This window comes from Sphingomonas sp. 3-13AW (assembly GCF_049311085.1).
GTDB lineage: Bacteria > Pseudomonadota > Alphaproteobacteria > Sphingomonadales > Sphingomonadaceae > Sphingomonas.
On the sequence record NZ_JASNVZ010000003.1, the window covers coordinates 214,194 to 226,434 of the forward strand.

The window sequence follows — 12,241 nt, forward strand, 5'->3', positions numbered from 1 at the left end:
GCATGCGCTACGCCGCCAAGATCGCGCTGCGTCACCTGCTGTCCAGCCCGGGGCAGACGGCGCTGCTGGTGACCGGCGTGGCGCTGGGCGTGACCGTGTTCATCTTCATGAGCGCGCTGATCGGGGGGCTTGCGACCCTGCTCACCCAGCGCACCGTCGGCAGCATCCCGCATGTCACGCTTGAGATGCGGGAGCGCGATCCCCGCCCCGTGCCCCTTGCGGGTACGGTTCAGGCGGTGGTGCAAAAGGACATCAGCCGCCGCGAGCAGATCCCGGTGTGGGAGCCGTTCGTGCCGGTCATCGAACGGACCCCGGGCGTTACCGGCATCTCGCCCCAGATCCGCGGCAGCGCCTTTGTGGAGCGGGGACAGGCGGTGGCACCGGTGGGGGTGATCGGCGTCAATCCCGGTAATCTGTCGGTGATCGCCGATATCGAAGGGGCGGTGGTGGACGGCAACGCCGGGCTTCCCGTGGACGGCATTCTGATCGGCCGGACGCTCGCGGAGGACCTGGGCGTGCGCGTGGGACAGGTCCTGCGGCTGGTGTCGGACCGGGGGCGCGAGCGCAGCTTCCGGATCGGCGGCATCTTCTCGCTCGGCATCGCCACCGCCGATCGCCAGGCCGTCTACATGAACTTCCGGGCGGCGCGCGCGCTGTTCGACCTGCCGACCGGGGTCTCGCGCATCGAGGTAAAGGTCGCGCCGGTCAACGACGCCCCGGCCATCGCCCAGACGCTGCGCCGCGCCACCGGCCTCAAGGTGACGCCCTGGACAGAGGACAATGCCCAGCTGTTCGACGCGCTGGACGCGCAAGGGCGGACGGGATCCATCATCAAGGCGTTCGCGCTCATCACCATCATCGTCGGCATCGCCAGCGCCATGCTGCTCTCGATCGTGCGGCGCCGGGCAGAGATCGGGATCATGCGCGCGATGGGCGCCAGCAAGCGGCTGGTGACGACGATCTTCGTGCTGGAAGGGACATTGATCGGCGCGACCGGCGCGATCGCGGGCGCGCTGCTGGCCTGGGGCGCGCTGGCACCGTTCCCGCCGGTCAGCGAGGTGGCGCAGGGCGGCTTGCCGGTCGATCGGGGACAAGGACAGTTCCTGCTCGCGATCGTGCTGACCACGCTCGCCGCAGCGGCGGCCTCGATCCTGCCTGCGCGCCGCGCCGCCAGCATCGATCCGGTCGAGGCGATCGGCCAATGAGCGGGGACGCGCTGCTATCGGTCCGCAAGCTCGTCAAAACCTTTGGCGAGGGCGAGGCGCAGGCGACCGTCCTCCACGGCATCGACCTCGACCTGCAGCGCGGGGAGCTCGCGGCCCTGCTGGGGCCGTCCGGGTCGGGCAAGAGCACGTTGCTGACGATCCTGGGCACGCTGCTCAAGCCAAGCTCCGGCACACACGTCATGCTGGGAGTGGACCTGGTCGCCGCAAGCGAGGCCGAGCGGACGCGCTTTCGCAACGAGAATATCGGCTTCGTCTTCCAGTTCCACCATCTGCTGCCCGACCTCACCGCCCTGGAAAACGTGATGATGCCCGCCGCCGCAAGCGCGGGGCGTGAGACGGCAGCGATGCGGGCGCGCGCGACGGAACTCCTCGATGCCGTCGGGCTCGCCGACCGCCGCGAATATCGCCCCGGCGCCATGTCCGGCGGGCAGCGCCAGCGGGTGGCCGTGGCCCGCGCCCTGATGAACCGCCCCGCCCTGGTGCTGGCCGATGAGCCCACCGGCAATCTCGACCGCCAGTCCGCCGATCAGGTGATGGCCCTGATCGGCCGGATCAACGAGGAATCGGGCTGCTGCTTCCTCATCTCCACGCACGACGAACACATCTCCGCCCGCTGCCGCCGCCGCATCGAACTCGTCGACGGCCAGCTGCTCCGCGACGACGCGATCGTGACGAGGGAAGCGGATTAGGTCGCACCAATCCCGGACGCCGTGCCTGCCGGACGGTTCGCCCACGCGAAGCCGTAGCGGATCACAATAGAGGCGGGATAATCAGCCCGGCTTTAGCCGCGTGTCCGCCACCTCGTGGGAACATGGCATCGGGCCAGCTCTACTGTGACTTGCCGCATCCATTAAGGTCCGGGCGACGTCCAATTCCAAAAGCCGACTGGTTGACGCTTGTACTGGTCTCGCACAAGCTGCGGGAAGGAGATGTTGCCGGTGCACCTGATACGCCTCGCCCTTTCGGTCGTGCAACACCGCCTGGCAGCATCTAAGCCGGATCAGCGATGGCTGAGATGCTTGGGCATCACATGACCTTCGTGGCTAGCGGGGATGGAAGGACAGTTGATGTGAGCAGCGTGGACTGGGCACGCCCACTTGCCGAACGCGACCGGGTAGACGCAGCGACCTTCGACGCCGAGATCCTCGCGTCCGGCGAGCCGGTTGTGCTGCGCGGGCAAGTATCGAACTGGCCCGCTGTCGTGGCAGCGTCCGCCGGGCGCGAAAGCATGGCGCGGTACATCGCACAATTCGATTGCGGTGCGCCGGTGCAGGTGATGGCGGGGAAACCCGAGATCGGCGGGCGGTTCTTTTACGACGCCAGCGTCCAGGGCTTCAACTTTCACCGGCGAATGGCCCCTTTGCGGATACTCCTGGCGGAGTTGCTCCGCTTTGCGAATGATCCCGCTGCGCCCGCCCTCTATGCCGGTTCAGCACCTACCGGCCAGCTCTTGCCAGGTTGGAGCGAGGCGAACTCGCTCGATCTGACGCTCCCGGGCGCCAAGGCGCGGGTGTGGATCGGCAATGCGACCCGCGTGTCCACACACTACGACGGGTCGGCAAATGTGGCCTGCGTGGTAGCAGGACGCCGCCGCTTCCTGCTGTTCCCGCCCGAGCAGCTGGAGAATCTTTATGTAGGGCCGCTCGAGCACACGTTGGCGGGGCAGCCGGTGAGCATGGTCGACCCGGATGCGCCGGACCTGAACCGCTACCCCCGCTTTGCCGAGGCTATGCGGCATGCGCTGGTTGCGGAGCTGGGTCCGGGCGACGCGATCTTCATACCGGCACTGTGGTGGCATAATGTGCACGCGTCCGAACCGTTCAACGTGCTGGTGAACTATTGGGGCGAAAACAGCGACGCGACCAGCCCGTTCACCGCCATGATCCATGCCTTGATGGCGGTGCGCGACCTGCCACCGCGTGAGCGTGCGATGTGGCGCAAATGGTTTGACCATTATGTGTTTGACGACGCAGCGGGCGGTGTTGCGGATCACCTGCCAGAAGCGGCTCGTGGCGTCCTGGGCCCGGCGGCGCCCTCCCGCACCGACCGGATACGGCAGTATCTGGTGCACTCCTTGGGTACCCGCTGAGCTGGCTCAGCCCGTCATCGCCGCGCAGTAGCGTGCAAGGAAATCTTGGTGCGTCGGCATGCGCCGCGCCGCGTCCGCCATCGCAGAGGCCATGGATCGCAGGCTGTGCGCCACGTCACCCGCCGGCAACGCCGCAACGATCGGATCGCAGCGTTCGGGGGTTATCCTCTGCCCCAGCATCACTGCGACCCAGCTTGGGCGGGCAAAGAGCTCGTCATCGTACCGGAACACCCGTCCGGTTTCCCGGAACAGCTCGATCTTGTGCCGAAGCGTGTCGGGTATCTCCATGTTGCGGCAGTAGCGCCAGAACGGCGTATCGTCCCGTTCGGTCGCGGCATAGTGCAGGACAATGAAGTCCCGCACTTGCTCGAACTCCTTACGCATGTGCCGGTTATATTCGGTCCGCAGGATGTCCGGAAAGTCGCCGTTCGGGAACAGCGAGATGAAGCGACTGATCCCCTCCTGGATCAAGTAGAGCGACGTGGATTCCAGCGGCTCCAGGAAACCGGCCGACAGGCCGATTGCGATGCAATTGCCCCGCCAGAACTGCTGACGATGCCCGGCTTTGAAACGGATCAAGCGCGGGTTGGCGAGGGGTTCGCCCTCCACCCCCTGATGGAGAATGGACTCCGCCTCATCGTCCGCCATGAAGCTCTGGCTGTATATGTGGCCGTTCCCCGTTCGGCGCTGTGTAGGGATGCGCCATTGCCAGCCGGCAGGCTGTGCCGTGGACCGGGTGTAGGGCGCAAGCGGCCCGACATGCGCGCTAGGCATCGCCAGGGCACTGTCGCAGGGTAGCCAGGCGCTCCAGTCGACAAAGCCGATGCCCAGCGTCTCCGCCGTCAACAGCGCGCGAAATCCGGTGCAGTCGAAGAAGAACTCGCCTTCCACCTGGACGCCGGAGGCCATGACCACGGCGGCGATGCCGTCGCCGCTTTCGGTCCGGCGCACCTCCCCGACGACCCCTTCGATACGTTTGACGCCCCGCGCTTCCGCGTAGCGACGCAGAAATCGCGCATAGAGCGTGGCATCGAAATGATAGGCATAGCGTAGCTGCGAGAACACCGACCGCGGGTTTGGGTCGGGCAAGGCAAAGCGGTTGGCGCGGGCGGTGACCGCCGAAAGGCTGTACGCCTCGATCGGATCGGTGCCGCCGTCGGCGCGCAGGCGCAGCCAATATTGGTGAAAGTCGATCCCCTGCATGTCGACGCCATGCTGACCAAAGGGGTGGATGTAGCGATCGCCCCTGCGGCCCCAGTCGACGAATTCGATACCCAGCTTGAATGTGGCGTCCGTCGCCCGCATGAACTCGGCTTCGTCGACGCCAAGCATCTGGTTGAAGGCGATAATATCCGGGATGGTTGCTTCGCCCACGCCCACGGTGCCGATCGCGTCGGACTCCACGAGCGTGATGGTGACGTCCTTTTCGTCCACCAGGCTGGAAAGGGCTGCGGCGGTCATCCAGCCCGCCGATCCGCCACCGACGATGACGATCGATCGGATCGGAGGCGCCGTCATCGCCGATCCTTCCGCAGGTAGCGTTCGAACTGCGTCATATAGTCGTGGTGGAGCGGCAAGGTTGCAGCGGCCTTCGAAACCTGTTGCGCCGCATCGTCGAGGTACCGGCGGACCCGGGCAGCATCGGCGCGGTCCGCCAGACGATCATGTCGTCGGGGGTACCGCCCCATACCGAAGTGGAGAATGGTCCAGTCCTCGGGATGAAAAGGCTCGAGATCGTAGGAGACCAGCAGCCCCCGCTCGGCGAACATAACGAGCTTGCGTTCCAGCTTCTCGCCGATCGCCTCGCGCGCTGCTCGCCAGAAACCGCTGTCGGGAAGCGCGGACGTCTCGAACATCGCGCGCGTGAACAGCATCGCATGGTCGTAATCCTCGGCATGGCGGCGGTCATACTCCCGCCGTTCCACGGCCATGGACGCGGTCGAAACGGGGATCAGCGCGACGAGGCGTTCGATGTCGCGCTCCAGCAGCATGATCGGCGCAGGATTAATGGGTTCCGCGATACCAACCGCGTGCCCGACACCGACGCAATTCCCCACCCAGGCCCGCCGACGGCGCCCCAGCGGTGCGATTGCGCTTTGTTGGTCGCCCTGGCTCGCCCCGCTTCCCACCATATCCGGTTCCGATGCGGTCAGCGTCAGCGCGCAACCGCGCAACGGCGTCTCTGCCCGCCAACCAGATTCGCTGTGCGTCACTGTACGAATAGGAGGGCCAAGCCGCGCCTGGGGCGCGGTCCTGGCGGATATCGCGAGGCTGCGGCTTTCCAGCCATCCGGGCTCCAACCGGGACAGGAGTTCGGCCGCTGCCCCGGTGCAATCAATATACAGGTCGGCGGTGAGCAACGCGGCTCCGTCGAGAGCGATGCCCGCAATCGCGCCGTCCCGCACCTCGACGCGGGTCAGCGCGCCTGTCCGGTGCTGCACCCGGCCCGCCGGCACCGCGGCGGAGAAGCATCGCGCCAGGCTGGCCGGGTCGAAATGATAGCCATATTCCGCGCGCGCCAGCGGCTGCTGCGCGACGGGGCCAGACGAGCGCGGCGGATGCGCGAAGACGCCCCTCGTTCCGGCAACCGCGCCCATGAGGAACCGGTCAAGCCGGGTGACGCCTTGCTGGACCAGATACTGGTGCAGGAGAACTCCGTCGATGACCGGTAGGGGCAGGCTGAAGCACTGGATCCAGGACCCCCCGCTTTCGGACCAACGCTCGTATTTGCTGCCCCACGAAAATGCGGCATTGCTGCCGAGCACAAGGGCGGGCTCGGTAACTCCCGCAGCCAGGTTGAACGAATAGCTGCCCGGCCCAGACGCGTTGCCATAGAAGAGGTCGCCGCAACCGGGATCCGTACCGGTCTCAGCAAAGGTGATCCGCACCGTTTCGGGCAGTTGGCGGGCGAGCGTCGCGACGGTCATCCACGCGGCAAGGCCGCCACCGCAGACGATGATGTGTTCAACGGTGCCGCCATCCGGCCTCGCCGCAGAGGTCTCCACCATTCTCAGCAGCCCTCGGCAGCGGCAAGGCTCGCCGCGGCTCCTATCTGGCGGATAAACGCGGCGTGATCGGGTGTCTGCCGGACTGCCGAGAGGACCTTCTCCCGCACAGCTGCGGCCTTCGCGGAAACGGCACCATGGCTCATCGCCTCGGCGCGAATGTCATAGCGTTCGGGGATCAGGTTTTGCCCCAGCATCACTGCAATCCAGCTGGGCGGAAGGAACAGGCCGAACTCGTACCGGATCAGGTGACCGCGGGTTACCCAGGCCTCGATCCGTTCGGACAGGCTATCGGGAAGCCGAAGATCCGTGAAATGACGCCACATCTCGCTATCGGTCCGTTGCGTCGCGACATAGTGAAGGAGAAGAAAGTCGCGGATACGCTCATAATGGAGCCCCATGCGGCGGTTGTATTCCGCGATGTCACAAGACGCGAACGCGCGGTCCGGGAAGAGGGCGAGCAGTTCGGTGATACCGTCCTGAATCAAGTGGATCGACGTCGACTCCAGCGGTTCGAGAAACCCTCCGGCAAGCCCGATCGCCACGACATTCTTGTTCCAGAACAGACGCCTGCGGCCGGTCGTGAACGAGAGCCGGCGGGGTTCCGCCCGCATCGGGGCGTCAAGATTGGTGACGAGTTGGTCGTGTGCTTCATCGTCCGAAATGAAGCTGCTGCAGTACACATGGCCGTTGCCTACCCGGTGCTGCAGCGGGATCCGCCACTGCCAGCCCGCCGTGCGCGCCGTCGCGCGGGTAAACGGGCGCAGGACACCGCAGCTTTCCGTCGGGACGGCAATCGCGCGGTTGCACGGCAGCCACTCGCTCCAGTCGCTATAGCCCGTCTCAAGCGCCCCCTCGATCAGCAGTCCGCGAAACCCCGAACAGTCGATGAACAAGTCGGCGGCGATAGTTCCCCTTTCGGCGACTTCGACGCTGCGCACATGCCCGGTTTCGCCGTCGCGATCGACACGCACGACCTTGCCCTCGGTTCGGGTAACGCCCTTCTTCTCGGCATAGCGACGCAGGAATGCGGCATAGAGGCCTGCGTCGAACTGATACGCATATCCAAAGGTCGACTCGACTGCCGCGAGATCGCTGGACGGGCGCCGAAATCGCCCATTTTCTGCGGCAACAATGGGATAGCTGTGCGCATCAAGGCGGCTTTGATCGCCGGCACGGCGCAGCCTTAGCCAATACTGGTAAAAGGGCACGTCGTTGATCGCCGGCCCATAGTCGCCGAACGGATGGATGTAGCGGTCGCCAAGGCGACCCCAATCGCAAAATTCGATACCAAGCTTGAAGGTGGCCTCCGTCGCCCGCATCATCTCGGCCTCTTCAATGCCAAGTGCGTCATTGAAGGCGCGTATATGCGGCAATGTCGCCTCGCCGACGCCCACGGTGCCGATTTCGGCCGATTCAATCAGCGAGATGGTGACCGGAAGCCCGGCCAATTTGTTGGACAGCGCAGCCGCGGCCATCCAGCCGGCAGTGCCCCCGCCGACGATGCAAACACTGCTGATCGGCACCGTGTCAGCCATGAATGACTGGCCAGTTCGTCAGGACCACGCCCTGGTATGGCATGTGCCGCACCCCTCCTTTTATCTCGGCAAGAACCGGACCCGACTGATTAAGGGGTGAACCAAGTAAGGCAAGAACCTCCGCGACCCGTTCCGAAAAAAGTTGGACATACCTCAGGAAATGCCACATCCATGGCCTTGTGTGTCGAGTATAGCAGTCATAGCATTACTCGGACATACGATGACCGGCGGTATACGGAAGCTTTCATAGCTTCGGAATAACCAAAAAAAGCCGGCATCACGGGAGAACAGATCCGGGTAACCGGTACATGGAGGGGGTGTATCTATGAGAGGTTTTGCAATTCCGGCGCTGTCGGGCTCAACCAAGTCTATTTTGCTTGCAACTTCAGCACTTTCGGTAGCATTGACGGGCACGTCGGCAATAGCGCAGACGGCGCCGTCACCGGCAAGCGAGCAATCATCGCCTCCCACATCTGGTGCGCCCTATACGGATCCAGCAGCCGTGCTGCAGGACGCAGACGACACGCCCGCCGCAGCCGGCGATGTTGTTGTCACCGGCATCCGCCGCGCGCTCGAGAGCGCAAAGGAAATCAAGCGCAATGCAGACACGGTCGTGGACTCGATCACCGCCTCTGACATCGCGACGCTACCGGATCTGTCGGTGGCAGAGGCACTCGGACGTGTCCCGGGCGTAACGATCTCGCGCTTTGCGGTGGGCGGCTCGTCCCCCGACTTCCCGTCGCCGGAAGGTCAGGGCAACCTGATCCGCGGCCTCGGCTTCGTCCGCTCCGAATTCAATGGTCGCGACGCCTTCAGCGCCAATGGCGGACGGGCGTTGGACTTCTCCAGCATTCCTCCCGAGCTCATCGGCGCAGTCGACGTATACAAGAACCAGACTGCCGATCTCATCGAGGGCGGCATCAGCGGCACCATCAACTTGCGTACCCTGGAGCCGTTCGACCGGCAGAAGCCGTTCCTCGCGATCTCGCTGGACAACACCTATACGGATCTTCGCCGTAAATCCTCGCCATCCGGGAGCATTACGGGTGGCAGCCGCTGGAAGACCGGCATCGGCGAATTCGGCGTGATCGCTTCCTACTCCCGGTCAAAGCTCGATTCCCGCATCAACGGCTGGCAGCAGAACTCTCCCTTCCCGCGTGTGGTCGACGCCGCAGGCAATGTTCCGCAAACGACCTTGACCGGTGAGGCCAAGCTCTCCGAGTTCGACGGGGTCGATCCGTCCCGTATCCTTGGCACGATGCCCGGATTCCAGCTGCGGACCAACGACGTCGATCGCGATCGTCGCAGCTACTACGGCGCGGTCCAGTGGAAAAATGACAGGCTGCAAATCACCGCCAAATATATCCGCGTAGAAGAGGACACGGAAAGTCTCGAGCGGACCTTTGAGTGGTTTCCGGAGCATGATACGGGCACGACCGCCGGGATCACTAACCTGGGCGTCAACCGTGACTTTTCGTCCGATGGCGTCGCGATGTGCAGCGGCGCAGGTGGTTTTCCTTCGAATCCCGGCGATTGCGAAACTCTTATTCCGATCCGCGGCGGCGTGATGGAATCCGGCTTTGTTACGAACCGCATCGATGCCTGGACGGGTGCGGTCGGATCCCCGGTCGGCTCCCTGGGCATTGGCACGATCGACGAAAGCAAGAACGAAGATTTCAGCCTGAACCTTAAGTGGCAGGCTTCTGATCGCCTCGTCGTGGTGTTGGACGGTCAATATACCAAGGCGAGCGCGCGTCGGCGGCAGATTTGGGCTGGTTTCAACACGTATCTCAACTGGCAGATTTCGCCGGACCTGGACCGTCCGCGGATCGCTTTCTCCATCGATCCGGAGCATGGCTTTAACCCAGGGAACACACGCTTTCTTGGGGACAGCGATGCCAATCCGCTCGCCGCACCGACGTCGAGCGCCGACCTCAACGGTGCCACGTGGCAATTCGCAGCGGACCAGTTTCAGGTCGGCAAGGGCGATCTCTATGCCCTTCGGGCCGACACCGCCTATGATCTTTCGGGAGGCGACGGGCTTTCCAGTTGGTTCGACGGCATCAAATTTGGTGCCCGCTATTCTGAGCGAAGCCAGACGAACTCGGAAATGGCGCTCAACTGGGGCTCGATTTCTCCTGCGTGGGACGGTCGCGGCGGATATGGCGTGGTCGGCACGTTCCAGAACCCGGATCAGGCAGCCGAGGCGGTCAGTTTCCGGAATTTCTATCGCGGCGGTGTCGTTGAGGGCCCGAATCAGAGTTTCGTCTTCGCCAACGGCGCATTGCTCCGCGATTACTCCGCATACCGCCAGTATCTGGATACGGAGCCGCAGCTTGCCAATGGCAACTATGGCTGGGTGCCAAGGGGTACGGACGATGGCAGTCGCTTCGGCTCGGCGATTTTCCGGCCGGAAGATACGTCCGACATCACGGAGAAGACGACGAGCGCCTACGCCCGGATTGATCTGAAGCAGGACTTCAGCAACGGGATGTCGTTCGCCGCGAACATTGGCGTCCGGTATGTCCGCACCAGGCTCAATTCGGCCGGCTTCCAGGCATTCCGTCCTTTCGTGGAAGATCTTCAGTCGCCGGCTTTTGCCGATAATGACGGAGATGGCGTGCCAGAGCGCGTGCGCACGGACGATGCAGAAAGTCGGGACGATCCCGCCGACTTCCTCCCCGAATCAGTTGCGTACGCCGCCCAGCCGGCGATTCCGATCAACTTCAAGCAGACCAATGAGAATTGGCTGCCGTCCGTCAACTTGCGCCTAAACATCGACGACCAGCAACTCGTCCGTTTTGCATACAGCAAGGGGCTGAGCCGGCCCAACGTGCAGGATCTGCGGGCTTCGCAGGAGTATGTCGTCACCACCAACCGGGTTAACTTCACCCCGATCACGGATCCCAACGATCCGCTGTTTGGCATTGATCGCGGCGCCCAGAACATCACTGCCGGTGATATCCGCGTCAACCGAGGCAACCCGCGGTTGCGGCCGACGACTGCCGACAATTTCGATCTCTCGATCGAGCGGTATTTCCGCGGCGGCTACTTCTCGGTTGCCGGCTTCTACAAAAGCCTGTCGAATATCGTTTCGAATGGCGACTTGCGACTGGGAACGACCAGGCTCGACGGGCAAGAGGTCAACATCATCTACAATGGCCAGGTCAATCAGGCCAAGGCCAAGATCAAGGGTGTAGAGGTCAGCTATCAGCAGTTCTTTGACAAGCTGCCCGGGCTGCTGAGCCACTTGGGCTTCCAGGGCAACTACACGTACGTCGATTCATCGACGACCCCGCCGGCGAACGGTGTGGACAGCGATGGCGACGGCAACCCGGATGACCAGACGACGGTCTTCAGGTTCGGCGTCGATGACCTGCTGGGCCAATCGGACCACATCTTCAACGTGGTTGGCATCTATCAGGACAAGTCCCTGGAAATGCGTCTCGCCTACAACTGGCGCTCGAAGTATCTCACCTCCTATCGGGACTATGTAACGGGGAACCCGGTCTATAACTCGGCCGCCGGCTTCCTCGATGCGTCCATCCGGTACAGGGTCGGTGCGCTGACGCTACGCTCGTCGATTGCCAACATCCTCGACACCAAGAGCAAGTCCCGCGTCCAGATCGATCAGAGCGGGCAAATGTATGATCGCTTCAGCTTCCTGAACGACCGCCGCATCGTCCTCGGCGCGCTGTTGCAATTCTGATATGTACGGCATCACGGGCACAATCAGCCCGTGATGCCCCTTTTCAGTGGAGGTGGTTATGCGCTCTGTCTTCCTGATCTCCGCGGCAGTGGCGTTGGCGTTTGCGTGCACTCCGGCTGCCGCCCAGCGGGGCTACAAGGCCGCGAAGACGCCGGACGGGGTTGGCTACGCCTCTTCGCCTGAGCCCGACGGCCGCGTCCGGGTCGTTTATACCGGCGCCAAGGGAACCAAGCCCGACGACGTCGCCAAGTTCGCCATGCTGCGCGCGGCGGAGCTCACGCTCGCCGCAGACAAGGAATGGTTTGCCGTCATCAAGGCGGAAACACGCGATCTCGCCACGGACGGTGCGTCTGACCTGCGCGACAGGACCGGCCCGAGCCTGGCGACAGGCTCGGCATCCGGCTCAACCGGATCCGTGGGCCCAGGGGGCACACCGCCTGGAGTCAGCGACCCAGCGGTGCCCGGCGGCCCTACGACGGGGGGCTTCGGCGGCGGTGACGTGCCCTACCAATTACTGGAGCGTTGGCGGCCGAGCCAGTCGGCCCAGACGACTGTGGTGATCCAGATGGGATCTGGCGACGAGGCCCAATTCCCCGGCCTCACCCAACAGCCAACCATCTATTCCGCGAACGACGTGATCGAGCAGATTCGCGGTAAACGCAACTGACACCACC

The 12,241-nt window shown here is 63.9% G+C and carries 8 protein-coding genes; 5 read left to right on the plus strand and 3 right to left on the minus strand.

The genetic code is table 11. The features are described from left to right. Positions 1 to 2: 2 nt before the first annotated feature. The 3 genes from QP045_RS05955 to QP045_RS05965 all read left to right on the plus strand — a co-directional run bounded on the left by QP045_RS05955 (position 3) and on the right by QP045_RS05965 (position 3,315). Positions 3 to 1,205, plus strand: coding sequence for an ABC transporter permease (locus QP045_RS05955; RefSeq protein ID WP_422514049.1), 1,203 nt, complete (start codon positions 3 to 5; stop codon positions 1,203 to 1,205). Further along, a complete protein-coding gene (locus QP045_RS05960; RefSeq protein WP_422514050.1) occupies positions 1,202 to 1,915 on the plus strand; it encodes an ABC transporter ATP-binding protein in 714 nt (237 codons plus the stop codon). Before QP045_RS05955 ends, QP045_RS05960 begins: the two co-directional genes overlap by 4 nt. A gap of 380 nt (positions 1,916 to 2,295) precedes the next feature. Beyond that, positions 2,296 to 3,315 carry a cupin-like domain-containing protein gene (locus tag QP045_RS05965; RefSeq protein WP_422514051.1) on the plus strand — a complete coding sequence of 340 codons (1,020 nt, stop codon included), beginning with the start codon at positions 2,296 to 2,298 and terminating at the stop codon, positions 3,313 to 3,315. A gap of 6 nt (positions 3,316 to 3,321) precedes the next feature. Here QP045_RS05965 and QP045_RS05970 read toward each other — a convergent pair whose 3' ends face one another. From QP045_RS05970 to QP045_RS05980, 3 genes are read right to left on the minus strand one after another with little or no spacing between them, the layout of a single operon-like run. After that, on the minus strand, positions 3,322 to 4,833 hold the full coding sequence (locus QP045_RS05970) for a tryptophan halogenase family protein (RefSeq protein WP_422514052.1): 1,512 nt from the start codon (positions 4,831 to 4,833) through the stop codon (positions 3,322 to 3,324). Next, positions 4,830 to 6,323 (minus strand): tryptophan 7-halogenase, encoded by a 1,494-nt coding sequence (locus QP045_RS05975; protein ID WP_422514053.1) that lies wholly within the window; start codon positions 6,321 to 6,323, stop codon positions 4,830 to 4,832. Before QP045_RS05975 ends, QP045_RS05970 begins: the two co-directional genes overlap by 4 nt. Positions 6,324 to 6,325: 2 nt before the next feature. Continuing rightward, entirely contained in the window at positions 6,326 to 7,858 is a 1,533-nt protein-coding gene (locus tag QP045_RS05980) for a tryptophan halogenase family protein (protein ID WP_422514054.1), read from the minus strand. A 325-nt stretch (positions 7,859 to 8,183) separates the two neighbouring features. Between QP045_RS05980 and QP045_RS05985 the strand changes: the two genes are divergently transcribed. Both QP045_RS05985 and QP045_RS05990 read left to right on the plus strand, forming a co-directional pair. Next, entirely contained in the window at positions 8,184 to 11,567 is a 3,384-nt protein-coding gene (locus QP045_RS05985; protein ID WP_422514055.1) for a TonB-dependent receptor, read from the plus strand. Positions 11,568 to 11,625: 58 nt separating this feature from the next. Further along, positions 11,626 to 12,234: a CC0125/CC1285 family lipoprotein gene (locus tag QP045_RS05990; RefSeq protein ID WP_422514056.1), complete on the plus strand. Its 609-nt coding sequence runs from the start codon at positions 11,626 to 11,628 to the stop codon at positions 12,232 to 12,234. Positions 12,235 to 12,241 lie beyond the last annotated feature (7 nt).

Bases quoted from the DNA above. Each gene is read 5' to 3' on its own strand.
- QP045_RS05955 (WP_422514049.1), top strand. From the start codon at position 3: ATGCGCTACGCCGCCAAGATCGCGCTGCGTCACCTGCTGTCCAGCCCG.
- QP045_RS05960 (WP_422514050.1), top strand. From the start codon at position 1,202: ATGAGCGGGGACGCGCTGCTATCGGTCCGCAAGCTCGTCAAAACCTTT.
- QP045_RS05970 (WP_422514052.1), bottom strand. From the start codon at position 4,833: ATGACGGCGCCTCCGATCCGATCGATCGTCATCGTCGGTGGCGGATCG.
- QP045_RS05975 (WP_422514053.1), bottom strand. From the start codon at position 6,323: ATGGTGGAGACCTCTGCGGCGAGGCCGGATGGCGGCACCGTTGAACAC.
- QP045_RS05980 (WP_422514054.1), bottom strand. From the start codon at position 7,858: ATGGCTGACACGGTGCCGATCAGCAGTGTTTGCATCGTCGGCGGGGGC.
- QP045_RS05985 (WP_422514055.1), top strand. From the start codon at position 8,184: ATGAGAGGTTTTGCAATTCCGGCGCTGTCGGGCTCAACCAAGTCTATT.
- QP045_RS05990 (WP_422514056.1), top strand. From the start codon at position 11,626: ATGCGCTCTGTCTTCCTGATCTCCGCGGCAGTGGCGTTGGCGTTTGCG.